Here is a 21,699-nt window from a genome sequence, read left to right as displayed (position 1 = left end):
ACGGTAGGGTCGATCGCCTACTTGATCAGGAACACCGGGACGTTCGCATCGTCGGCGACGCGGTCGGAGACGCTCCCGAGCGACTGGATCCGCTCGCGCGGCGACTTCCCCTCGGGGCTCATCACGATCACGTCGATTCCGTTCTCGTCGGCGTAGTCGACGATCTCCGTGTCCGGCGTCCCCTGTACGACGTGGGTCTCGACGTCGATGCCCGCCTCGTCGGCGCGGTCGGCGACCGCGGTGACCGCGTCCTCGCCCTGTGACTCGAGGTCGGCGACGACCTCGTCGTGGAGGTCGCCGGAGCTCGCGGTGGCGATGCGTCGGTCGACGACGTACAGCGCGTGGATCGTCGCGTCGTGGTCGGTCGCCAGTTGAATCGCGTGATCGAGCGCGCGGTCGACCGCTTCGCTCCCGTCGGTCGGCACCAGCAGATCGTCGTACATGGACGGTCGTTCGATCCGGTGTTAAATAACGGTACTCCCTCCCGCTCGCTCGGTGGGAAGGCGGGATGACGGCGCCTCACCCACACGTCACCCTCGTCCGCCGGCGTGGGAACTCCTCTCGCGCAAGCGAACGGTTTTTGCGTCGACCGACTGGAGGAGACGTATGGACGAGGACACCCCCCGAACGGACGGCGGGACCGAGCGCGCGGAACCGACCGAGGACGTCGCGCTCGACCCGTGGGGGTCGGCGTCGGTCGGCGACTACGCGGACCTGTTCGAGGAGTTCGGCATCGAGGCGTTCGACGACGTCGCCGACGACGTGACCGACCCGCACTACCTGATGCGTCGCGGCGTCATCTTCGGGCACCGCGAGTACGACGCGGTCGCCGAGGCGATGGCCAACGACGAGCCGTTCGCCGCGCTCTCCGGGTTCATGCCCACCGGCGACCCCCACATCGGCCACAAGCTCGTGTTCGACGAGATCATCTGGCACCAGGAGCAGGGCGGCGACGCGTTCGGGCTGATCGCCGACTTGGAGGCGCACTCCGCCCGAGGGATGTCGTGGGGAGAGATCGACGAGCACGCGCGTAACTACCTCCTGAGCCTCCTCGCGCTCGGCTTCGACGCGGAGGAGGGTGAGATATACCGCCAGTCCGACAACCGTGAAGTGCAGGATCTGGGGTTCGAACTCGGATCGAAGGCGAACTTCTCGGAGTTCGAGGCGATCTACGGCTTCGACGGCGAGACCAACATCTCGCACATGCAGAGCGTGATCACCCAGACCGCGGACATCCTCTACCCACAGCTCGTCGACGAGCCGAAGCCCACCGTCATCCCGGTCGGCCCGGACCAGGACCCGCACGTCCGACTGACCCGTGACTTGGCGACCCGCGTGCGCTACTTCAAGGTGACCGAGGCGTTCGCCTCCTTCGAGCTCGACGACGCTGAGCGCCAGATCGTACGGGCCGCCTACGACGCGCTCGCGGCCCCCGCCGCCGGCGACACCGACGAGATCGACGACGCCGAGACCGACGTGCGCTGCGAGGGCGCCGCCGAGTGGCTCGTCGACTACGAACCGCCCGAGACCGATGCGGAGAGCGTCGACCTCGCCGCCGCCAAATCCACCGCCCTCGACAAGCTCCGCGCGGGCGGCAAGGAGCCGCTCCGCCCCCGCGTCCGCTTCTTCGACCGCAACGCGACCGACGAGGCGTTCGAGGCCCTGATCGGAGCGGTCGACGGCGAGAAGCGCGTGTTCGAGGGCCACGTCGACGCCTTCGATCTCACGAGAGGGGAGGCCGAGTCGGTCGCCCGCGAGGTCGAGATCGACCACGACGGGTTCGGCTTCCGCCAGCCGTCCTCGATCTACCACCGCTTCATGACCGGGCTCACCGGCGGGAAGATGTCTTCGTCGGTCCCGGCGAGCCACATCTCCCTGCTCGACGACCCCGAGGACGGCTACGACAAGGTCCGGTCGGCGACGACCGGCGGCCGCGACACCGCCGAGGAGCAGCGCGAACTCGGCGGCGAGCCCGACGACTGTCCCGTCTACGAGCTGTACGCCTACCTGCTCGCGGGCGACGACGACGAGCTGACGAAGACCGTCTACTCCGAGTGCGTCAACGGCGAGCGTCTCTGTGGCGGCTGTAAGGAGCAGGCCGCCGAGCTGATGCGCGAGTTCCTCGAAGACCACCAGGAGAAGCGGGCAGAGGCCGAAGAACTCCTCGACGACCTCGACATCGACCTCGACTCCGACCGGCGCGGGACGGGCGGCGAGCACTGAGGGAGTGTCGACGGCGCGGTGAACGTCTGCGAATCTCAGCCGCTCGTTTATAAGTAGTCGATATCGGATCGAGGGTGACCACCTCCAAAGCCCCAGCCGCGAGGGCGACGCACGCTCGCTGTGCTCCTCGCTCAGTCGCTGTCGCTCCCTCGCTGCGGTGCTTACGTCGTCATCAGAACGCGAAGCGTTCTGATTGGCTCACGAGAGCTTTGCTCTCGTGAACGCCTGCGTCGCCCTCGCGACTGCCCCTTTGAGTCCCACCCTCCGTACCGCACGGCACCTCCCACCTCCCCAGCCTCGGCGGACGGGCCGGCGCGGACAGAACCGCGCCGGCCCGCCGCCTCCCTCGCACGCGCACCTCGCGGCCGTTTATAAACGGCCGCTCGGAGGCGCGCGCCACCGCACCGTTCTTTATAAGCGGTCGTTGCTGTCGCTCACGCCGATTTAAATATCGGATCAGCACCAGCGAGCTACGACACTCACCCCCGCACTCGATCGCGGCTGTTCCCGTCCGAACCGCATCGACGGCCGAGCCGATGGTTTATGGGGTGGGCGGTGCCTCTCACGAGTATGACCGAGCAGGAGACGATCCACGTCGCGGACGTCAGCGAGGGGATCGGCGGCGACGCGACGACGGAACCGGGCTCATCGGTCGAGCTTCCGGTTGTCGACGTACTCACCGGCCGTTCCTTCATCACCGGGAAAAGCGGGTCCGGAAAGAGCAATACGGCGTCCGTCGTCATCGAGAATTTGCTATCTAACGGATTCCCTGTCATGATTGTTGACACAGACGGGGAATATTACGGCCTAAAGGAGGAATATGAAATTCTTCACGCCGGCGCCGACGAGGAGTGCGACATCGTCGTCTCTCCGGAGCACGCCGAGAAGCTTGCCAACCTGGCCTTAGAGCAGAACGTCCCGATCATCCTCGATGTCTCCGGTTACTTGGAGGAGGACACCGCCAACGAGCTCCTCCTCGAAGTCGTCAGGCATCTGTTCGCCAAGGAGAAGCGCCTTAAAAAGCCGTTCCTCCTCGTCGTCGAGGAGTGCCACGAGTACATCCCGGAGGGCGGCGGGATAGACGAGACGGGCAAGATGCTGATCAAGGTGGGCAAGCGCGGGCGGAAACACGGCCTCGGCATCGTCGGGATCAGCCAGCGCCCGGCCGACGTGAAAAAGGACTTCATCACCCAGTGCGACTGGCTCTGCTGGCACCGGCTCACGTGGGACAACGACACGAAGGTCGTGGGCCGCATCCTCGGGTCGAAGTACGCGAGCGCCGTCGAGGACCTAGGTGACGGCGAGGCCTTCCTGATGACCGACTGGGACGAGTCGATCCGCCGGATCCAGTTCCACCGCAAGCAGACGTTCGACGCGGGCGCGACGCCCGGGCTCGACGACTTCGAGCGCCCGGAGCTCAAGTCGGTCTCCAGCGACCTCGTCGGCGAGCTGCAGTCGATCTCCGACGAGGAGGAGCGCCGCGAGTCCGAGATCGCCGATCTCCGCCAGGAGATCGACAAGAGAGACCAACGGATCGCCGACCTCGAACGCGATCTGGAGGAGGCCCGCGATCTGAGCAACATGGCCGACCAGTTCGCACAGGCGCTTCTCGGGAAGGCCGAGGCGCCCTACCGCGGCGGAAACGGACGCTCTGTGGCCGCCGGCGAGGGAGCGACCGGCGATGACGACGACCAATCCGTCCTCAAGTCGTACGACGAGGCGGTCGCCGCGACCGAGACCAGCGGCGAAACCCCGACCGATTCGAGAGCCGCGGCCGCTGATGGCGACACCGAAAGCGACGTGGAGCCGTCCTTAGGCGACAGCGCCGATGCCTCACCCGCTGACACTGCGACCGACGACGTCCCGGACGCTCCGACCGACGCCGCCCCCCCTGACGAGGTCGACCCGGTCACCCGCGCCGACGTGGCGGAGAGCGCGCTCCGGTTCGACGACGCGGTCGAACTCGGCACCCGCGAGGCCGTCATCGAGGAGCTTCGGAATCGGATCGAGGCGCTTCCGGACCTCTCACAGGGGATGCTCCGCCACTACCGACGCGAGGGGGTCAGTGATCCCGTCGCCGCCCACATCGATGCGGGGGGCGACGGCGACTCCGGCCACGCGTACAGCCGCCATCGACCCATCCGTCGGGCAGGACTGATTCGACACGCCGGTCGGGGACACTACGCTTACGCCGTCCCGGACCTGATCCGCGAGGCGTACGCCGATCGGCTCGACGAGGAGAGCGTCCGCGAGATCGTCCGTGCCGTCGAGACCACCTTTGTCCCGCCGGCCGAGCGGAGCTACCCGCCGGACGCTGACCCGGCGGCGGTCGCCGGAGACGGTGATGCGACCAGCACGACCGTCGACGGCGATGAGTCCACTGATGAGGCTGATGCTGTCGACGCAGACTCGATCCTCGACGGTCTCGTCGAGCATTCGGAACGGGCGGATTCCGAAGCGCTCGGGCAGGATACGGACGCCGAAACTGACTCGGACTCCGGAGGGGACCCAGACAGTCCGGGGCTCAGTGAGGCCGCACGCCGGCTCGCCAAGCGCGGGTCGGGCCGCGACGAGTGAGTGGCGCCTTCGCTACGGGAAGTTCATCGGCGACCGGGGGTCAACCGAGAGAGAACCGATCTGATGGTAAGGCGTAGGGGCTGCCGTGAGGCCGACTCCTCCTGCTCAGCGAGCTGCTGGTCCTTTCTGGCGAGAACTTGTTCGTACCGCTCGATAACGTGTTCGAGGCGTTGTTGCCTGTGTTCGAGTTCCGCTTCGAGCGCTCCGATTTCCGCTTCAAGCCGTTGGATCTTGCGTTGCGCGGCGACGGCCTGGTCCGGAGGGACCTCGCGTTGGGTGCCCTCGGACTGTCGGTCCGCGTCGCCGTCTCCCGCACCCGGCGTCGCCCGGTCCACCTGTCGCTCGTTCCAGTTCCACTCCTCTTGTCCGTTCACCTCTGCGGGGAGATCAGAAATCATGTGACTTGGTACCATGTATGCTGTCTACGCATATAAACACCAGTCAGACAAGTGGCATGCCTCGTTCGATCCGGACGTTCAGAACGGTTCTCAGGGGATATCTACCCACAGTTCTTTTGTTCGATACTGGTCAGGTAGCTGAACTGTACTATACGACACGCTGAACGAAAGCTGCGCATATCGACAGTGACTCCACTCTTCTCGACTACTGTCTCCGAGGCGAAACGGATTTGAATATGAATATGATATGAATATGGTATGAATATGTATGAGTCAGCGCGAGGAACGTACAGTCGGCGAACGGGGGCAAGTCACCCTGCCGAAAGAACTGCGAGAGAAACTGGATATCCACGGCGGTGACGAGGTACTCGTTCACGAAGAAGACGGGAAAATTACAGATTCAGTATAATTTGCCGCTTTCTCCCCGAACCGTGGTGCTGACACCAACACCGTTCGCCAATTGACATCCTCCCCGCGCTAAACAGTAGTTGCCGAACCTCTCAACACAGCGCATATCGAAGGTGCTGATCGTCGAACTCGGCGCATTCCATTTATATACTCTTTTATCCGGTATATGTACGTAGATCGTCGTTCACACGAGATCGATGGCTGAAACGAACTGATTCGGCAACTACTGTGAAGGGCGAGGCTTTCGCCTCGAATTTTCCGTAACCGACCCCACCCTACTTCGCTCACCCTGACGGGTTCGCTCGTTGAGGGTGGGGCTTTGATCTGGGACTCGCCGTCAGTTGTCGCCGGGGAGGAAGATCGTTCCTCACCCGTGCCGGACGACCTTCGGGGTCGGCGTCCCCACCATTCAGGGGCCGGGCTACTGCGGCCCGTGATACCGGCGACTTGTGCGACGGTATCACTAACTGGTTCCACAACCTCTTCCGAAAAAAGCGTACCGAGTGGCGAGTCAGTCATCGTCAGCCACGTTGTTTGGTTCCCACCGTGTCGGCTTCCTCTCCGGCCTACTCGCGTCGCGCTTCTGACTGAGCGTCGGAAGCCCTCGCTTCTTGAGGCCGGAGGCTCCGCCTTGAAAGATGCTGATTCGACTAGCTACTCGAAAGCTCTTAGTGTAGTACGCACGTACTACAAGGTATGGCCCAGTCCGACACCACTCCTGACGGGAACGATGAGAAGGTCAATCTCCGGCTTCCGAAGGACTTCCTCGTTGACCTCAATGAGCAGTGGCAGGAGCAGGGGTACAACTCGCGTTCGGAGTTCATGCGCGAGGCGCTGCGCGATGCGGTGTACGGGACGCGGCTCTCGAAGCGGGCGCTCGAAGACCTGCTGGAAAGTCACCGACAATTCGAGGAAGGGCAGACGGTGAGCGCCGAAGAAGCGCGGGAACGGTTCGGCACAGGTGAGTGATGGCGAGTGGACGTGGGAACTCTCCGACAGAGCGGCGGACGGGCTCGGAGCCCTCGACGCTGAAACCCAACAGCGAATTCTCGACAAGCTCGATGACGTCGTGTCGGACGAGTTCCGCGAGCCCCCGGACTTCGCCAAGCCGTTGACCGGCGCGAAGCCGTGGCAGTCGTTGCGAGCCGGTGACTATCGGGCAATCGTGCGGTTCGACAGCGAGAACGAAGTACTGCAGGTCGGCGCGATTGGCCACCGGTCGTCCATCTACGACGAGTTCCCCTAAAGGTCGTCGGGGCCACTCGGATTTAGAACTGTAACGTCGTTCATCGACTGGGAATCTGAATACAGCGACCGAAAGACAAGCCAATACCTAAATAGGCAATAGCCGGTCTAAGACGCACGAATTCGGCTATCTGCTTTCCCGTTGCTCCACTTTGTTCAGCTCGCTGAAATCCACCATGGATTCTCGTGAAAACAACGTCTGGTGATAACACATACTATCGAAGACAGGGGACAGCGTCCTTCACTGGGAAGCGTATATAAACAAAACTGCCAGGGCCGACAATCGTTAGTACCCGTCAGCTATCTCGTGTCGAACGAGCCGATCACGTCGGTCGTCGAATGGGTCTCGACGACATCTTGCTCGTCGAAGTCTGTGTCATCGCTCCAGATGTCTGCGTCCTTGGCCAAGGCACACGCGACATATAGCACATCGTCGGGATCAGTCTCACCAATCGCTGCTTCGGCCTCTTCGATGTGCGGATAGAACTCGTCGGCGGGGACGACCTCAATATACTGAAAGAGAAGGTCGACGAACTGGGTGACTCGCTCTGGACTCATGCCGGATTTCTCGACGATCAACTCGGTGTAGTTCTCGATCTCGTCGTGGACGAACTCGGGCGTCAGGAGGTCGGGTTCGAGCGTGACGATTAGTTCACGGGTTTTCGAGTCAGCGATGAGCGCGGATATGACGACGTTGGCATCGACGACCAGCTTCATTCGTTGAAGCTACTCCGACTCCTCTTCGACGCGCTCGCGTGCGCTCTCGTTGATTTTATCAGCAATATCGGCAACGTCGCTCTCGGTGAGTTCACTCTCGGACGTGAGTTCGTCCATCACTTCGAGTGCCTCGATTTTTTCCTGGATGGCCTGGCGGGTAACCTCACTCCAGTTGATTTCCGGGTGTCTCTCCATCTGGTCTTTGAGATCGTCGTCAACGTTGACGGTGATACTGGGCATACAGAAAACTATGTAGGCACAGAATATTGTGTCTTTGGGTCAAAACGCATCAACAAGAACTGACTGCCAGCTTCGCGGTAGTTCTCTCGCCAAGACTGGGCAGAATATGTGAGCGGAGTTCTTGGAGTAATACGGCCGAGTATCCGATCTTCCGGCTGCTCATTGAGTCCGAAATTCGTAAGGTTGCGTCAAAAACCGACGCACCAACCTACTAATGTGTGTCTAGAGGCCTTCTAACAGCCGTTTTTATTGTCTACCGGCTCTCCCTTTGTTCGACCTTGTTCAGTTCGATCAGCAGCCGGAAGATCGCTTTTACCAAGTTCGCGTCGACGTCGAAGCGCTCGGCGTTGTCGCCGGCGCGCTCCATCACGCGCTCTTCTTGACCCTCGTCCGTCGTCGGGAGGTCGCGCTCCGCCTTCACGGCCGCGACCGTGTCGGCGACGTAGGTCCGGCGGGCGATCAGTTCGACGATCTCCCGGTCGATGTCTTCGATCTCGTGTCGCAGTTCGTCGAGGCTTCGGTCCTCGGTGTTGGGTGTATCGCTCATTGGTGGATTGCGGATCGGTCGATAGTGTCCTCACTCGATAGCCGCGCCGTCGTTCCTGGTGGTCGTGCGTCGCAGCGTTCCGGGGCGGTCGCCCCACGCGTCGGCGACCCGATCGAGGTTCGTCTCGGGGTCGTCTGGGTCCGCGACGGCGACGACGCTGGGGCCGGTTCCCGACAGCGACACCCCGGTGGCGTGGGGCATCGCCTCGACCGCCGGGTCGGCGTCGAAGCCGAGCGCGGCGGAGAACGCGAGCCCGTTGACGGTCATCGCCTCCGCGTACCGCGCGTCCAGCGCGAGGTCCGCCACGAGGTCCGCCATGTGCGCGACCGCCTCACAGCGGGCCACGTCGGCGTCCGCGCTGTAGGCGCGTTCGGGCGGCGTCCAGACGAGCACGTCCCAGTCGACGGCCTCTCGGGAGCGCAGCTCGTCGTTCCCGTTGTCGGTGACGGTGACGCCGCCGAGCATCGAGGCGGTCGCGTCGTCGAACGCGCCCGTGACCGTGACGCCCGCCTCACGGGCCGCGCGCACGCCGAGCCGACAGGCCTCCAGGCGGGTGACGTCGACCGCGGAGTCGTCCGGGTCGTCGCCGACCGCGAGCCCGAGCGCGTCGCAGGTCGCGAGCACCGTCGCGTTGGCGGCCGCGCTGGAGCTTTTGAGCCCCGCAGCGAGCGGCACGTCGCTGTCGGTCCGGACGGTGCCGCCCTCGCCGTCGCCCCAGCGCTCGGTCGCGAGCGCGACGCAGCGCTCGATCAGGGCGGTGTCGCCCCCGGGGTCCTCGGCGATCGTTCCGCGCACGTCGGCGGCGTCCGGGTCGAGCGCTACCGTCGCGCGCGTCTCGACGTCGATACCGAAGGCCGCGCCGGTACCCGTCGCGAGCGCGTTCAACACGGTGCCGGCGCCGAGCGCCGCTGCCCGTCCCTCCATGCACTTACGGCTCGCGAGCGCGGACAAAGAGGTAGCGATCACGGCGAGTCTCTCGGGGGTGCACAGAGGGGCGCGCTTCCGACCGCTTTCAGACCGGCTCCGCGCGCCGGATCGCGGCGTCGACTTCGTACCAGTCCGGATCGGGGCGGGCGCGGGTCTCCCGGCTTCGGAAAGAGATCGTCACGTCGAACCGTTCGGTCCCGCCCGCGAATCGCTCGTCGGAGGTGAACCGCTCGGTGATGTACTCGTAGCCGACCGCCTCGCGCTCGTTGGAACCCGGGCGGGTCGCGTACGCGTCGGCGCGAAGCTCGACCGTGCCGTAGGTGAATCGCCCGGCGTTTTCGACGGTGAGCCGCGCTCGGACCGTCGTCTCGTAGCCGCTGTCGGTCACGCCCAGTACGTCGACGTTTGTCACCACGAGGCCGGAGCCGTCGGGGCCGACCTTTTCGGGTGGACCGTCGTCCGCCTCCCCGGCGGCGGACCCGTCGCTCTCGGAGAGAGACCGGTCACCCCCGCCCTCGGCGTCCCCGGTGTCGTCGCCTGTGGCGGTCCCTGAACCGTCGTCGGAGCCGCCGGCGTTCTCGCTCGACTCCACGAGACAGCCCGCGAGCAGGCCAGGGACCGCGGCGGCCAGCAGACGTCGACGGCGGAGCGAGGGCGTCATAGTCGCCTCCACGTCGCCGAGCGCACTAAAGGTGGGCATCCGGTCGGTCCGCGGTCGCGACGAGCGGGGGTTCGGACCGCCATGGTCACCCCGTCACCGACCCGAGCACGCCGGTCACCGCGCCGACGACGGCGGCGACGACCGCGGTCGTGAGTACCGATCCGAGCGCGTCCGTGATTCCGTGGGCCTGCGTCGCCGCCTCCCCTTGGGACGCGACGACGAGGACGACGACGACGAGCCCGTACGCCAGCGCACCGAGCCCGCCCCCGAGCCCGCAGGTCGCGGCCGCCTCCCGAGCATCGTACGTTCGTGAACCGACGAGGACGCCAAGCACGCCTGCGAGCAGGGGCGCAAAGGCCAAGGCGGCGGCGGTGACGGCGAGGTACGACTGCGCGACGAACACCGGCCCGAACCGCGCGGTCTCGCCGGTAGCCGCCGTGGCGAGCGCGGTCTCGGCCCACCCGGTGGTCGCGGCGGCGACGAGTCCGACGCCGGCACCGACGACCGCGAACACCGCCGCCGTGAGGCCGATTCCGTTTCCGTTCATCAGACGACCACCCACCCGTTCGCCAGTTGCCTCTGCCAGCCCACGCGCTCCTCCCACGCGTCGCCCGAGAACCCGGTCGCGAGCACGAACTCGCCGGCCTGCACGACGTAGCCGTACTGGACGCCGGCGTGCTCGTCGAAGCCGTATCGCTCGCCCTCGGCCTCGTGGTGGTAGAGACGGCGCCAGCGGGTCGGTCCCTGATACGCCGGCGCTTGGTCCTCGTCGTCGTCCCCGCCACCACCGTCGCTTCCGCTCTCGTTCGTCGTCGCGTCCCCGGAAAAGTCGGAGCCGGCCGCGGTCGCGTCGGGGTCGATCGGTGCGCGTCCCTCAGTCGAGGCGGCGGTGAGCGCCTCTTCGAGCCGATCGCTCGCGGTCGCCGCGTCCGGGTACCGCTGGACGTACAGGGGGATCCCGTCGAGTTCGTGGGCCCATCCCTCGAACGTCCGACTCGGTCGGTTGCCGGCGTCGGGACGCGTGGCGAACGCGACGAATAGCTCCTCGGTCCGGTCCTCGGAGCGCGGTATCGGTCCCAGACGCGCGCGAAGTTCCTCGCGCCGGGCCGCCCCGAACGCGTTCCCGTAGATCCGGGGGATTCGGTTTCTGTCGTACTTGTCGTCGTACGGCTCGTGTACGAACGCCGAGAAGCCGCGGCTCGCGAGCCCGAGTTCGACGAACGCCTCGCCGCGGATCCGCTCCCGATCCTCGGTACCGCCGTCCGGGAGGGGGTACAGCAGGCGGTTTAACAGCCGGTTGTGGATCGGGTCACGAGAGAACGCCTTGTCGACGTACGTGGCGGTTCCGACGGCGGCGAAGCCGCGGCGCATCCGCGAAAGCTCTTCCAAGAAGCGGTCGACGTCGCCGCGGGAGGCGAACGTTCGGAGCGCCGCGACGTGGCGCTCGGTGCGCGAGACGATCCGGGAGCGGGGGTGGAAATGCGGTTCGAGCGCGTCGGCGGCGGTATCGGCGGCCGCGCGGCCGGCCTCGTCGAGCCGGTTGACCATCTCGGCGGTTACCGCGTCGTTCTCGTCGGCCGCGTCCCGGACGGTATCGACCTCGGCGACGACCCCCCGGATCGCGTTCCGATACGTCTCGACCGCCGATGCGTACTCGGTCGCGAACCACACCGCGTCGTCGACGACGTTCCGGGTCGCCGCCGCGAGCGCCTCGTTCGCGACCGACTCGGGATCGTCGACTTGACCGTCAGCGTCGCTCTCGCCGTCGTCCTCGCCGTCGGCGCCGTCGTCCGCACTCGGCGGGTCCTCCGCGGCCGCGTCGGGGTACTCGACGCCCTCGACGCCGAGACAGCCGGAGAGCCCGGCGACGGCGGCGGCGCCGACGCCTAACAGGCCCCGTCGCGTCCGTTTCATACAGCACTCTCCCGGCGGAGGGGCCTTAAATGTGCCATCCCCAATTCTCGATTCTGAATGAACCGCAGTCGACCGCCGAGCGCGCCCCTTTTGAGGCGTGCGTACCGAGGGACGGTCATGTCAGCAACCTCACGCAGCGACGTTCCCCCCACGTCGATCGGGGTCGACCTCCGCGAGGAGGGCGTCGTCGTCGAGTACCTCGACGGACGAACTACCCTCTACCGCGGCGTCCCCGACGTCATCGAGGGGTCGGTGACCGCCGGCCCGGGCAAGGAGACGCACGTGCTCGTCACGGACCCGACGGAGACGGAGGGCGTGATGACGTACGTCAACGACTACAACACCGACGACGAGATTCTGGAGGACTCGGGGGTCGGTCGCGTCATCGTCGACGACGGCGAGCGCGACGAGGTGTTCCCCGGCGTGATCGTCGGGCGGGAGGGCCAGCGCAACGAGGTTATCGCCGATCCCGAGACCGCCGGCGGCCGCGTGTTCGTCTTCGTCGAGGACGGCTGGACGGAGGGGAGCTACGAGATCGTCGAGGCGCCGGAAGACGGGCTCGACGCGCATCGGTGAGCGCGCTTGTCGGAGCGAGCGGCGAGAGCGACCGGCAGATGAAAACGACCGACAGACGAAAGGCCGACCGGGGTCGATCACAGGTATGAGCGACGAGGGGGACGCCGACAACGACGTGCTGCGCGCGAGCGACATCGGCGGCGAGGGACCGCCGATCGAGGAGAAGCCCTACAAGATCGTTTTCGAGGCGAACAAATGCTTCGGGGCGGGCAAATGCGCCGAAGTCGGCGACAACTGGGTGATGGACGTACAGAGTGGCATGGCGAAACCCCGGTCGTACTACATCGGCGAGGACGAACTCGAGGAGAACGTTCGTGCCGCCGAAGTGTGCCCCGCGAAGAAGGACCGCGGCGTGATCCACGTCGTCGATCGGCGTACCGACGAGGAGATCGCGCCAAACCCACACGGCGACGGGACGCTCTCGGTGGACTGGTAAGAGGAGGCTGGTGGGCGGAGCACCGGAACTCCGCCACGGCATCCGAAAGGGGTTTGACCCCGCCGCGGATATCCAAATCCGAGCGGGGGTGGCTGAGCCTGGCCAAAAGCGGCGGACTTAAGATCCGCTCCTGTAGAGGTTCGAGGGTTCGAATCCCTTCCCCCGCATCCGCAGCGCTCACACACCGTGAGCGCCGCGGATCGGACTCGAATTCCTGCCCCTGCATTCGATCGCGAGGTATTCTCGTAGAAACCGGTGTTAACACGTCCCTACTTCGCTCCCTCTCCGGTCACAGCGGAGAGGATGTCACTTGTATCCGTCGCTCGCGAGGTGGTGGTTCATCACCGTCTCCAAGCCGTTCACGAACGCTTCCGCGTCTACGCTGTCGAGTTCGGCGGTTCGTTTGCGGACCGCCCGACATCGAATCTCCCAGTCGCGGGTGAACTCGGATTCGATCCCGTGTGACTTGATCCGATCGATCAACTGCTCGGCGGTCGCCTCGTCGGGTTCAGTGATCTCCGCTTGCGTGATCACGTTCCGCCGAAGCGCACAGACGAGTATCCCGGAGCTGACGTCCCCTTCCGTAAGTTCACGCTCCCACGTGGTCAGCCAGTTCCCGATTCTCGCCATCTGCTGAAGTTCACAGAGCAGGCTCCGTAGCGCACCCAGTTCCCGCCGTTCGAAGGAGTGCGAGTACATCAGATCTATGCACGCGTACGGGAACATCGCCATGTTATACGCGTCGAAGCGCTCTGCTTCGGCCCGGTTGGCTCCCCTCGGGTTGTCGTTCAACACCCGAGAGTAATCCATCGCGTTGATCGTCTGTCGAACGTCGTACTCGAAAAGGTCCTCGAACTCGGCGTACCTCGGCGCGTCCTCGAGTTTGCCTTCGATTTCCGACCAGAGTTCCACGAGGAAATCGACGGTCTCCCGATCGACGCGGTCCGGTACGTCTGCTGTCCGTGCGGTCGAGTCGAACGGGATCCGGCGTGCCCACTTGAAGGTCGCACTGTCCCCTTTCATCTCCGCTAAGTCGTCCATCGTCGTGACGAAGATTGTCAGGAGCGTCTTCTGTTCTCGGACCGTGTCCGCCGCGTCGAGTGCGACCGACGACAGGGTGAACTCGTCGAAGAGATTGTGAATCCACTTCCAGAGAAATCGGTCCCGGTCACCGATCATCCGATCGTACCTGTCCGCTGCGTCCCGGATCATTGCCGGCAGTTCGACGAGGTCGATAGTCCGTGCGTACTCGGCGCCGGAATCCAACATGTCCCCCCCTCGAGTGGGCGCATCCCCAGTCTCCAACTTGTGTGCCATACCGGCTAACAACCCCTTAATCATTTAAATCCTCCGAATAAAAGGTTAGTTTCCACATAAAAAGTACGATTTCGTGAATGTATCTAAATTTCTGATGTAATAACGAGGATGCGCCTATTCGGGCGGTTCATCGCTCTATGCGTCGGTTAATGTAGTATTACCACTTCGAAAGGAGGCGTGCCGAACCAATTGTCCGAGATTCTAGCGGCAGCGAACCCCGTCAATTCGTCTCCAGCGTTCGTTTCGATCCGTCACCTATCATTCAAAGATATAATATTTCACGATATTCTCTGTTTTATTTAACTAAGGTGAATCTTATTAAGCTGCGTCCGATACTTCCTAAAGTGAGCGAGGATGAATGCGAGACGACTCCGTCGGACGTCAAGAGCGATTCGGTTTGGCCGACGCACCCGGAGAGAGACGGCTCGTTCGAAAACGGTCTTGACCGTGGAACCGTCGGATTTCTGGTCGCGGACGAGTCACTTACAGTAGTCGGGTCTTCGGGAATCGAAACCCGACTGGCCGAACGACTCCCGGATCCAGTCGGCGAAGCGTTAGACACTTGTTTCGACGAGGCGGGCGTCGAAGCGGTCAGAAGCGCTCTCGAGACCGGCGAACCCGTCGAATTCGGGATCGATCTCGAGGACGATGGACAATTTACCGCTCGCGCAATTCCGGTCGCGGAGATGATTTTCATCCAGCTGCAGGACGCCGCCGATCAGGTCCAACTCTCGCGCGAGGTGAAGCGATCGAGGCGCATTCTGGACACGCTCGACGACGGAGTGTACACGCTCGACGAGGCGTTCGTCATCACCTCGATCAACGAGGCGATCACAGAGATAACCGGGTACAGTCGCGAGGAACTCATCGGCTCCCACTCCTCGATGCTCGCGGGCGATGAGACGCTATCGATGGCCACTCAGATCCTCGAACAGCTCCGTGACGAGAGCTCTGACGTGGGACTGATCGAGTCGTCCATTCGGACAGCCGACGGAGAGTCGGTTCCGATCGAAACCCGGTTTTCGACCGTCGAGTTCGCGAACGGGGACCGACGTCAGGTCGGGGTCCTCAGGGACGTGACGGATCGTCATCACCACGAACGCACACTCCGCGAGTTGAATCGATCGACCCGCGAGTTACTTCGCGCCGACGACAAGCAGGCGGTCTGCGAGACGATCGTCGATGTGGCGACTACCGTGTGGCCAGACGCCACGGTCGTAGCGTACCGTTTCGACAAGACCGAATCTCGCCTCGTTCCCATCGACGCCTCGAAAACGGACGCCGATCCCCGGTCTCCGGGAACCCCCGAGTGGGAAGCGTTCGCGACTGGGCGCTCGTCAGTCAGTCGGGATGGTTCCCCCTCCTCGACCGGAGAGTCGGAGCGGACGGACGACGATACGACACAACAGCCCACCGGTCGAGTCATCGAAGGTGAGGCCGATGCGATGGCGAGCGACAACGGCCTGTTCGCGTCGCTGGAGGAACACGGGCTGTTGACCATCGAGTTCGGATCCGGTGTGACTCCGAACAACGCTATCGAGGCCGTCGAACTTTTGGCGGCCAACGCGGTCGTCGCGCTCGGTCGCGTCGAGCGCGGGGAGGAACTGTCCCGCCGTCGGGAGGAACTGGCTGCACGGAACAGTCGGCTCGAACGACTTCACGAGTTCAACGACCTGCTCCGGCAGATAAACGGCGCGCTCGTCGACGCGGACACCCTCGGGGATATCGCGACGGCCGTCTGTACCCACCTCGTCGGGGCCGACCAGGTCGCGTTCGCTTGGTTCGGCGAAGCGTACCGCAGCGGGGAGGGACTACAGCCGGTAGCCTACGCCGGCGACGGCGACGCCTACCTCGACGACCTGGAGGTTCTCGGAACCGATCAGACGCGCCTGTCGTCGGAGGGGGACACCGAGCCGTCCGGCCGGGTGCTCGCCTCCCGGACGCCGATCGTGATCCCCGACATCTCGACGGACCTGCGCGAGTCCCACTGGCGAACGCGCGCTCTCGTTCGGGGGTTTCAGTCGATCGCGAGCGTTCCCATCGAGTACAACGACCTCGCGTACGGCGTGCTTTCCGTGTACGCTACCCAGCCGGGGGCGTTCGACGGCGACCTCGGTGATCTGCTCGAGAGCCTCGGCGGCACCATCGGCAACGCGATCAACGGCTTAGAGACGAAGCGGTCGCTCCACGGCGAGTCGTCGATCGAACTGGAGCTGCGGATCGAGGACTCGACTATCCTCTCGTCCCGGCTGGCAGGTGCCCTCGGGGAACCCGTTCGTGTCGAGGGCGTGGTTCCGGGTGACGACGGTCGATCGGTACTGTCGCTGCGGTCCCAGGTGGACCCAGCGTCGCTTTCCTCGTCGGTTCTCGCCGTCGAGACCGTCCGCTCAGTCGGGGAAGACGGCGATCCGCGTTTCGCCGTAACGGTGACCGCCCCGACGCTCTCCGGTCGACTGGCCGACTACGGGGCGGACGTCGAGAGCCTTCGTGCGGATGCCGACGGCGTCGCGGTGACGCTCACCCTTCCCCAGTCGGCAGACGTTCGCCTGTTGATCGAAGCGCTCGAGAAGCAGTACCGGGAGGTCGAACTCCGAGCACGCCGCGAACGGAAGTCCCCCGAGGAGGAGTCCGAGACGTTCTCGACGTCAGTCACCGACCGACTCACGGACCGCCAGCAGGAGGTCGTGCGCACGGCCTACCTGTCCGGCTACTTCGAGTGGCCACGCGCCAGTACCGGTGAAGAGGTCGCCGAAACGCTGGACATCACACAGCCGACGTTCAACCGCCACCTTCGCACGACCGAGAGCACGCTCTTCTCGCTCCTCTTCGGCGACGTCGGAGAGCGCTGACCCGTCACCGAGAGATCGTTCCCGGTCGAACGGTCTCGAACCCGGTAGTACAGCTTCGTCCCGATCGCGGGGGACACTACACACGTAGTACGCATTCGTCTGACATACTACTGGCGTTCCCGTAATGTCGATGCCGGCGTCGCGTCTTTCTACAGGTGAACAATGACTGCTGATTTAGATGATGACCTCTGCTGGGACATCGTCACGGCGATCGCCGAGGAACGCGACATCGACCGGCGCGACATCGAGGATCGGTTGTACGATATTATCGACCCGCACGCGCTGGGGCGCCTCGCCCAACAGTCCGGAGCGTCGGACGACCTCTCGCTTTCTGTGTCGTTCCGAATGGCCGACTGTTACGTGACGGTGACGGACGGGGGGCAGGTCCGTGCGAATCACCCCGTATAAGCCCATGTTACTGATTGTCGCGGGGTCGGAGGAACGGTAGACGCCGGTCGTCAGGTCTCTCCCGTCCTCGAACTCGTCGACGACGAGCCGCCGCCACCCCCGACACAACGCGCTTTTACTCGCGTGTCGCCTTCGATCCGGTATGAGCGAGCGCGAGAGCGAAGCCGAGAGCGAGGGCGGGATCGGCGGCGACGGCGAGCGGAAGAGTGAACCCGAGGGAGGGACCGGCGGCGAGGCAGACCTCCCCGACCGCGTCCGCCGCGCATTCGCGGACCACGGCTCCTTCGAGCCTGCGGGCGACGGGGTCTGGACCGCGGAGACGACCCCCTTTGACGCCGAGGTGCGCGCGGAGCCGGCCACGGACGGTCGGGTTCGCTTCTCGGTGACAGTCCGGGTGCCGACCATCTCGGCGACGGCGGCCGACGAGGTCGCCGACGTGGTCGAGGAGGGCTGGATCGAGACGTTCGAACTGCGCGTCGTCGACGTGAGTGGGGTCACCCGCGGGGACCACGAGTTCGACCCGACCGTGGCGGTCGGCGACGACGAGATCACGATCGAGTTCGAGGTGACGGAGATCAACGAGCGGCGCGGCGTCGACGACGCCGGCGCGCTGATCAACTTCGTCCAAGGGACCTATGTACAGGGCGTCATCCCCGGCTACGAGTACACGGAGCCGCTCGACGGGCTGCTCTCCGCAGCGCGCCAGCAGGGTAACAGCGGCGGCGGGTTCTAGCCGCCCCGGCCGACGGACGTGTCTCGGACCGGCCTCGGCCGATAGGGGCAAATGCCGGGAGCCCATAGGGCAGACATGCTCGCGCTGTTCGGGTTCGTCAGCCTCGTCGCCCTCGTGGCCTTCCACACGCTGATCGCCGGGGTGACGACCCGCTTTTTCAGGCTCCGGCTGAACACCTCGTGGGGGTCGGTCGTGTACACGCTCGTGTTGACCCCGATGCTGCTGTTTATCTCGATGCTGGTGTTCACCGGCGTCCTCAACGTCGGCGCCGGAATCGACCTCGGCAGCCCGACGCTCGTCGCGGCGCTGCTCATCGGGCTCCCCGTCGTGCTCGGGGCGGCGATCGACTACCTCTACGTCCCATCGCCTGACGACGTTGAACTGCCGGACACGAACTGAGGTTGAACTGCTGAACGCGAACTGACGGCGCTACCGCAGAAGACGACGCGACCGGCCTACTCTCCGAGCAGCTCCGCGAGAACCTCTTCCACTCGCGCGACGACCGCCTCCGGCGACCGAGAGGCGTCGACGCGGACGAATCGGTCCGGTTCGGCGTCGATCAGGCGCTCGTAGTTTTTGCGAACTGCGGCGAGATAGCCGTCCTGCTCGAACTTGTTGGTCCGACCCGCGCGCTCGGCGGCCTCGCGGGCGTCCAGATCGAGGTAGATCGTCGCGTCCGGCGGCCGCGAGAAGGCTGCGTGGATCCCCTTTATATACTCTAGCGGGCGGTCGATGTCGGCGTCGCTGGCAGCGAGCGTCGCCGCCTGATAGGCGAACCGGGAGTCGGAGTAACGGTCGGAGATCACGAGGCCGCCGTCGGCGAGAGCGGGCTCGATCGTCCCCGAGAGGTGGTCCGCGTGGTCGGCTGTCAACAGGAACAGCTCCGCGAGCGGGTCGGCGTCGTCGGCCTCGATCGACCGGTCGACCGCCTCGCCGTACCAGCTCTCGGTCGGCTCGCGGGTGAACGTCGCGTCCGGGTACACGTCGTGAAGCGCCTCCCAGACGGTGGTCTTCCCGCTGCCGTCGAGCCCCTCCAGCGTGATCAGCATACTCGCGCTCCGGCGCGGTGAGGAATAAACGGCGCGGGTTCCGACGGACCCCTTTTTGTGGCTTCGCGTGGAATCGCTGGCATGGTCACCGAAACTTCCCACACCCGCCACGCTCGCCCGCCGGGGAGGCAGCGATGGTAGACATCGCGATCTCCGTCGCGCGGGTTGTCGCGGCGCTCGTGTTGGTCGTGGTGAACGGCTTCTTCGTCGCCTCCGAGTTCGCCTTCGTCCGCGTCCGCTCCACCTCGGTCGAGCAGCTGGTCGAGGAGGGGCGCCCCGGATCGGGAGCGTTACAGGACGTGATGGGGAGCCTCGACGACTACCTCGCGGCGACGCAGCTCGGGATCACGCTCGCCTCGCTCGGGCTCGGGTGGGTCGGTGAGCCCGCGATCGTGGCGCTGATCGAGCCGGCGCTCGGACCGCTGCTCCCCGGGAACCTCGTTCACCTCGTCGCGTTTGCGATCGGGTTCAGTATCATCACGTTCCTCCACGTCGTGTTCGGCGAGCTGGCGCCGAAGACGATCGCCATCGCGCAGGCGGAGCGCGTCGCGATGCTGTTAGCGCCCCCCATGAAGCTCTCCTACTACCTGTTCTCGCCCGGTATCGTCGTCTTCAACGGCGCGGCGAACGCCTTCACGCGCATGCTCGGCGTCCCGCCGGCCTCGGAGACGGACGAAACGATGGAAGAACGGGAGATCCGTCGCGTACTCGCGCGCTCCGGCGCGGCCGGGAACGTCGCGGACGTCGAAGTCGAGATGATCGACGCCGTCTTCGAACTCGACGACACCGTGGTTCGAGAGGCGATGGTTCCCCGTCCGGACGTGACGAACATCCCGGCGGACGCGGACCTCGCTACGATTCGCGCGACCGTGCTCGACGCGGGCCACACCCGATACCCGGTGGTGGCGGCCGACGACGCAGACCGCGTGGTCGGCTTCGTCGACGTGAAAGACGTGCTGCGCGCCGGCGATGAGGGGGACGAGTCGGTCACGGCTGCGGACCTCGCGCGCGACCTCGTGGTCGTCCCGGAGACCACATCGCTGAGCGACCTCCTCGTGCAGTTCCGCGACGAGCGTCGCCAGATGGCCGCGGTCATCGACGAGTGGGGCGCCTTCGAGGGGATCGTCACCGTCGAGGATGCGGTCGAGACGCTCGTCGGCGACCTCCGCGACGGGTTCGATGCCGAGGGTGCCGAACACGCGGTTCGGAAAACTGGGACGGGGACCTACGAGGCCGACGGCTCGCTCTCGCTGTCCGTCGTCAACGACGCACTCGGCACCGATTTCGACGGCGACGGGTTCGAGACGCTCGGCGGACTCGTGCTCGACCGGCTCGGCCGCACCCCGGAGCCCGGGGACACGGTCACGGCCGACGACCACGTCTTCGAGGTCACGGCCGCCGACGGCGCACGCATCTCGACGGTCAGGATCGAAGAGGCCGACGAGGGCGGCGACGAGGGCGACGAGGCCGACGAGACGGACGACGCCTGACGGCGGCCGCTTCCCTGTCAGCCGCTTCCCTGCCGTCACGAACCGCCGAGGACCTTTTTATCAGTACGCTGCGACTGTGGGCGTATGTTCGACCGTATCCTGTTCCCGACCGACGGCAGCGACGGGGCGAGCGCCGCGTTCGGTCACGTCCTCGATCTGGCGGCCGATCACGGCGCGACCGTCCACGTCCTCAACGTCGCCGACACGACCCACGACAGCGTCACGCGGATCGGCCGCGAGGTCGTCGACGTGCTCGAACGCGAGGGGGTGGAGATCGTCGAGGCGGCCGCGGACCGCGCCGCCGACCGGGGCGTCGAGACGGCGACCGAGGTGCGACAGGGCGGCGTCGCCGAGACGATCGCCGCGTACACCGAGGAGCATAAGATAGATCTGGTCGCCATGCCGACCCGCGGTCGGACGGGGTTCGACCGCCTGCTCCTCGGGAGTACCACCGAGCGCGTCGTTCGTGAGTCGACGGTGCCGGTCCTCAGTATCCGACCGGACGGCGAGTCGGCGCGGTACCCTTACCGGAACGTCCTCGTGCCGACGGACGGAAGCGATCGCGCCGGCGACGCTCTCGACCGGGCGCTGACGTTCGCCGAGCGCGCGGGCGCGACGGTCCACGTCCTCTCCGTCGTCGACATCGGGATCATCGGCAGCGAGCGGTACTCGGGCGTGGACACGCTGGTCAAGGGGGCCGAGAGGACGGTGGCGGACGCGGCGGCGACCGCCGAGGAGGCGGGCGTCGAGACCGTCGAAGCGGTCGATGTCGGGTCGTCCGCGTCGCTCGGGATCCAGGCGTACGTCGACGAGAACGACATCGATCTCGTCGTCATGGGGACGCAGGGGCGGACCGGCGTCGAGCGCTACCTCCTCGGGAGCGTCGCCGAACGCACCGTCCGTACGTCTCCGGTACCGGTGTTGACGGTCCCCGACCAGAGCGACCGGGACTGATCCGGAGATTGTTCGCCGGCTCGTGGGTCC

General features: G+C 65.3%; 24 protein-coding genes and 1 tRNA gene. 14 read left to right on the top strand and 11 right to left on the bottom strand.

Annotated elements, in window-relative coordinates; translation table 11 throughout:
* Positions 1-17 precede the first annotated feature (17 nt).
* Positions 18-443 carry a universal stress protein gene (locus tag ACNS88_RS10555; RefSeq protein WP_435096981.1) on the bottom strand — a complete coding sequence of 142 codons (426 nt, stop codon included), beginning with the start codon at positions 441-443 and terminating at the stop codon, positions 18-20.
* A gap of 163 nt (positions 444-606) precedes the next feature.
* On the opposite strand from ACNS88_RS10555, the gene ACNS88_RS10550 reads away from it, so the two are divergent.
* Positions 607-2,223 carry a tryptophan--tRNA ligase gene (locus tag ACNS88_RS10550; protein ID WP_435096979.1) on the top strand — a complete coding sequence of 539 codons (1,617 nt, stop codon included), beginning with the start codon at positions 607-609 and terminating at the stop codon, positions 2,221-2,223.
* Between the two features lie 570 nt (positions 2,224-2,793).
* The gene (locus tag ACNS88_RS10545; RefSeq protein ID WP_435096977.1) at positions 2,794-4,800 is read left to right on the top strand and encodes a helicase HerA domain-containing protein; all 2,007 of its coding nucleotides are present in this window, start codon (positions 2,794-2,796) and stop codon (positions 4,798-4,800) included.
* A gap of 23 nt (positions 4,801-4,823) precedes the next feature.
* On the opposite strand, the gene ACNS88_RS10540 is transcribed toward ACNS88_RS10545, so the two are convergent.
* Complete coding sequence (locus ACNS88_RS10540; RefSeq protein ID WP_435096975.1) at positions 4,824-5,198, bottom strand: hypothetical protein; 375 nt, start codon at positions 5,196-5,198, stop codon at positions 4,824-4,826.
* A 268-nt stretch (positions 5,199-5,466) separates the two neighbouring features.
* Here ACNS88_RS10540 and ACNS88_RS10535 point away from each other — a divergent pair, with 268 nt between their 5' ends.
* The 3 genes from ACNS88_RS10535 to ACNS88_RS10525 all read left to right on the top strand — a co-directional run bounded on the left by ACNS88_RS10535 (position 5,467) and on the right by ACNS88_RS10525 (position 6,852).
* The gene (locus tag ACNS88_RS10535) at positions 5,467-5,607 is read left to right on the top strand and encodes an AbrB/MazE/SpoVT family DNA-binding domain-containing protein (protein WP_435096973.1); all 141 of its coding nucleotides are present in this window, start codon (positions 5,467-5,469) and stop codon (positions 5,605-5,607) included.
* Positions 5,608-6,302: 695 nt separating this feature from the next.
* The gene (locus ACNS88_RS10530) at positions 6,303-6,575 is read left to right on the top strand and encodes a ribbon-helix-helix domain-containing protein (protein ID WP_435096971.1); all 273 of its coding nucleotides are present in this window, start codon (positions 6,303-6,305) and stop codon (positions 6,573-6,575) included.
* Positions 6,568-6,852: a type II toxin-antitoxin system RelE family toxin gene (locus ACNS88_RS10525; protein WP_435096969.1), complete on the top strand. Its 285-nt coding sequence runs from the start codon at positions 6,568-6,570 to the stop codon at positions 6,850-6,852. Before ACNS88_RS10530 ends, ACNS88_RS10525 begins: the two co-directional genes overlap by 8 nt.
* Before the next feature lie 299 nt (positions 6,853-7,151).
* Here the strand turns inward: ACNS88_RS10525 and ACNS88_RS10520 are convergent, their stop codons facing one another.
* From ACNS88_RS10520 to ACNS88_RS10490, 7 genes are all read right to left on the bottom strand, one after another.
* Positions 7,152-7,568 (bottom strand): PIN domain-containing protein, encoded by a 417-nt coding sequence (locus ACNS88_RS10520; protein WP_435096968.1) that lies wholly within the window; start codon positions 7,566-7,568, stop codon positions 7,152-7,154.
* A 9-nt stretch (positions 7,569-7,577) separates the two neighbouring features.
* Entirely contained in the window at positions 7,578-7,808 is a 231-nt protein-coding gene (locus ACNS88_RS10515) for an AF_0619 family ribbon-helix-helix protein (protein WP_435096967.1), read from the bottom strand.
* Between the two features lie 253 nt (positions 7,809-8,061).
* Complete coding sequence (locus ACNS88_RS10510) at positions 8,062-8,355, bottom strand: chorismate mutase (RefSeq protein WP_267665263.1); 294 nt, start codon at positions 8,353-8,355, stop codon at positions 8,062-8,064.
* A gap of 30 nt (positions 8,356-8,385) precedes the next feature.
* Complete coding sequence (locus tag ACNS88_RS10505; protein ID WP_435096966.1) at positions 8,386-9,279, bottom strand: shikimate kinase; 894 nt, start codon at positions 9,277-9,279, stop codon at positions 8,386-8,388.
* Positions 9,280-9,367: 88 nt separating this feature from the next.
* Positions 9,368-9,943: a hypothetical protein gene (locus ACNS88_RS10500; protein WP_435097086.1), complete on the bottom strand. Its 576-nt coding sequence runs from the start codon at positions 9,941-9,943 to the stop codon at positions 9,368-9,370.
* Between the two features lie 85 nt (positions 9,944-10,028).
* The gene (locus ACNS88_RS10495) at positions 10,029-10,490 is read right to left on the bottom strand and encodes a hypothetical protein (protein WP_435096965.1); all 462 of its coding nucleotides are present in this window, start codon (positions 10,488-10,490) and stop codon (positions 10,029-10,031) included.
* The gene (locus tag ACNS88_RS10490; RefSeq protein ID WP_435096964.1) at positions 10,490-11,857 is read right to left on the bottom strand and encodes a hypothetical protein; all 1,368 of its coding nucleotides are present in this window, start codon (positions 11,855-11,857) and stop codon (positions 10,490-10,492) included. The genes ACNS88_RS10495 and ACNS88_RS10490 overlap by 1 nt, the downstream gene beginning before the upstream one ends.
* A gap of 117 nt (positions 11,858-11,974) precedes the next feature.
* Here ACNS88_RS10490 and ACNS88_RS10485 point away from each other — a divergent pair, with 117 nt between their 5' ends.
* From ACNS88_RS10485 to ACNS88_RS10475, 3 genes are all read left to right on the top strand, one after another.
* Positions 11,975-12,433, top strand: coding sequence for a DUF5796 family protein (locus ACNS88_RS10485; protein ID WP_435096963.1), 459 nt, complete (start codon positions 11,975-11,977; stop codon positions 12,431-12,433).
* 85 nt (positions 12,434-12,518) lie between these two features.
* The gene (locus ACNS88_RS10480) at positions 12,519-12,869 is read left to right on the top strand and encodes a ferredoxin (RefSeq protein ID WP_435096961.1); all 351 of its coding nucleotides are present in this window, start codon (positions 12,519-12,521) and stop codon (positions 12,867-12,869) included.
* A gap of 82 nt (positions 12,870-12,951) precedes the next feature.
* Positions 12,952-13,036: transfer RNA gene (locus ACNS88_RS10475), tRNA-Leu, on the top strand.
* A gap of 139 nt (positions 13,037-13,175) precedes the next feature.
* Here ACNS88_RS10475 and ACNS88_RS10470 read toward each other — a convergent pair.
* Positions 13,176-14,186 (bottom strand): hypothetical protein, encoded by a 1,011-nt coding sequence (locus tag ACNS88_RS10470; RefSeq protein ID WP_435096960.1) that lies wholly within the window; start codon positions 14,184-14,186, stop codon positions 13,176-13,178.
* Positions 14,187-14,530: 344 nt separating this feature from the next.
* Between ACNS88_RS10470 and ACNS88_RS10465 the strand changes: the two genes are divergently transcribed.
* From ACNS88_RS10465 to ACNS88_RS10450, 4 genes are all read left to right on the top strand, one after another.
* The gene (locus ACNS88_RS10465) at positions 14,531-17,035 is read left to right on the top strand and encodes a bacterio-opsin activator domain-containing protein (protein WP_435096958.1); all 2,505 of its coding nucleotides are present in this window, start codon (positions 14,531-14,533) and stop codon (positions 17,033-17,035) included.
* 162 nt (positions 17,036-17,197) lie between these two features.
* Entirely contained in the window at positions 17,198-17,443 is a 246-nt protein-coding gene (locus ACNS88_RS10460) for a HalOD1 output domain-containing protein (protein WP_435096956.1), read from the top strand.
* A 142-nt stretch (positions 17,444-17,585) separates the two neighbouring features.
* Positions 17,586-18,176 carry a DUF5813 family protein gene (locus ACNS88_RS10455; protein WP_435096951.1) on the top strand — a complete coding sequence of 197 codons (591 nt, stop codon included), beginning with the start codon at positions 17,586-17,588 and terminating at the stop codon, positions 18,174-18,176.
* A 75-nt stretch (positions 18,177-18,251) separates the two neighbouring features.
* The gene (locus ACNS88_RS10450; RefSeq protein WP_435097084.1) at positions 18,252-18,575 is read left to right on the top strand and encodes a DUF7991 family protein; all 324 of its coding nucleotides are present in this window, start codon (positions 18,252-18,254) and stop codon (positions 18,573-18,575) included.
* A 56-nt stretch (positions 18,576-18,631) separates the two neighbouring features.
* Here ACNS88_RS10450 and tmk read toward each other — a convergent pair whose 3' ends face one another.
* Entirely contained in the window at positions 18,632-19,225 is a 594-nt protein-coding gene (gene tmk / locus ACNS88_RS10445) for a dTMP kinase (RefSeq protein ID WP_435096948.1), read from the bottom strand.
* A gap of 134 nt (positions 19,226-19,359) precedes the next feature.
* Between tmk and ACNS88_RS10440 the strand changes: the two genes are divergently transcribed.
* Together ACNS88_RS10440 and ACNS88_RS10435 are read left to right on the top strand one after the other, a co-directional pair.
* Entirely contained in the window at positions 19,360-20,715 is a 1,356-nt protein-coding gene (locus tag ACNS88_RS10440; RefSeq protein ID WP_435096945.1) for a hemolysin family protein, read from the top strand.
* An 84-nt stretch (positions 20,716-20,799) separates the two neighbouring features.
* A complete protein-coding gene (locus ACNS88_RS10435) occupies positions 20,800-21,669 on the top strand; it encodes a universal stress protein (RefSeq protein ID WP_435096942.1) in 870 nt (289 codons plus the stop codon).
* Positions 21,670-21,699 lie beyond the last annotated feature (30 nt).

The sequence above is a fragment of the Halorubrum shenae genome (assembly GCF_051194165.1).
In the GTDB taxonomy this organism is placed as follows: domain Archaea; phylum Halobacteriota; class Halobacteria; order Halobacteriales; family Haloferacaceae; genus Halorubrum.
This window is presented reverse-complemented; position numbering and strand designations above follow the sequence as displayed.

Bases quoted from the DNA above. Each gene is read 5' to 3' on its own strand.
- ACNS88_RS10485 (WP_435096963.1), top strand. From the start codon at position 11,975: ATGTCAGCAACCTCACGCAGCGACGTTCCCCCCACGTCGATCGGGGTC.
- ACNS88_RS10480 (WP_435096961.1), top strand. From the start codon at position 12,519: ATGAGCGACGAGGGGGACGCCGACAACGACGTGCTGCGCGCGAGCGAC.
- ACNS88_RS10555 (WP_435096981.1), bottom strand. From the start codon at position 443: ATGTACGACGATCTGCTGGTGCCGACCGACGGGAGCGAAGCGGTCGAC.
- ACNS88_RS10545 (WP_435096977.1), top strand. From the start codon at position 2,794: ATGACCGAGCAGGAGACGATCCACGTCGCGGACGTCAGCGAGGGGATC.
- ACNS88_RS10540 (WP_435096975.1), bottom strand. From the start codon at position 5,198: ATGATTTCTGATCTCCCCGCAGAGGTGAACGGACAAGAGGAGTGGAAC.
- ACNS88_RS10490 (WP_435096964.1), bottom strand. From the start codon at position 11,857: ATGAAACGGACGCGACGGGGCCTGTTAGGCGTCGGCGCCGCCGCCGTC.
- ACNS88_RS10460 (WP_435096956.1), top strand. From the start codon at position 17,198: ATGACTGCTGATTTAGATGATGACCTCTGCTGGGACATCGTCACGGCG.
- ACNS88_RS10550 (WP_435096979.1), top strand. From the start codon at position 607: ATGGACGAGGACACCCCCCGAACGGACGGCGGGACCGAGCGCGCGGAA.
- ACNS88_RS10505 (WP_435096966.1), bottom strand. From the start codon at position 9,279: ATGGAGGGACGGGCAGCGGCGCTCGGCGCCGGCACCGTGTTGAACGCG.
- ACNS88_RS10450 (WP_435097084.1), top strand. From the start codon at position 18,252: ATGCTCGCGCTGTTCGGGTTCGTCAGCCTCGTCGCCCTCGTGGCCTTC.
- tmk (WP_435096948.1), bottom strand. From the start codon at position 19,225: ATGCTGATCACGCTGGAGGGGCTCGACGGCAGCGGGAAGACCACCGTC.
- ACNS88_RS10500 (WP_435097086.1), bottom strand. From the start codon at position 9,943: ATGACGCCCTCGCTCCGCCGTCGACGTCTGCTGGCCGCCGCGGTCCCT.
- ACNS88_RS10510 (WP_267665263.1), bottom strand. From the start codon at position 8,355: ATGAGCGATACACCCAACACCGAGGACCGAAGCCTCGACGAACTGCGA.
- ACNS88_RS10470 (WP_435096960.1), bottom strand. From the start codon at position 14,186: ATGGCACACAAGTTGGAGACTGGGGATGCGCCCACTCGAGGGGGGGAC.
- ACNS88_RS10530 (WP_435096971.1), top strand. From the start codon at position 6,303: ATGGCCCAGTCCGACACCACTCCTGACGGGAACGATGAGAAGGTCAAT.
- ACNS88_RS10455 (WP_435096951.1), top strand. From the start codon at position 17,586: ATGAGCGAGCGCGAGAGCGAAGCCGAGAGCGAGGGCGGGATCGGCGGC.
- ACNS88_RS10535 (WP_435096973.1), top strand. From the start codon at position 5,467: ATGAGTCAGCGCGAGGAACGTACAGTCGGCGAACGGGGGCAAGTCACC.
- ACNS88_RS10495 (WP_435096965.1), bottom strand. From the start codon at position 10,490: ATGAACGGAAACGGAATCGGCCTCACGGCGGCGGTGTTCGCGGTCGTC.
- ACNS88_RS10515 (WP_435096967.1), bottom strand. From the start codon at position 7,808: ATGCCCAGTATCACCGTCAACGTTGACGACGATCTCAAAGACCAGATG.
- ACNS88_RS10435 (WP_435096942.1), top strand. From the start codon at position 20,800: ATGTTCGACCGTATCCTGTTCCCGACCGACGGCAGCGACGGGGCGAGC.
- ACNS88_RS10520 (WP_435096968.1), bottom strand. From the start codon at position 7,568: ATGAAGCTGGTCGTCGATGCCAACGTCGTCATATCCGCGCTCATCGCT.
- ACNS88_RS10440 (WP_435096945.1), top strand. From the start codon at position 19,360: ATGGTAGACATCGCGATCTCCGTCGCGCGGGTTGTCGCGGCGCTCGTG.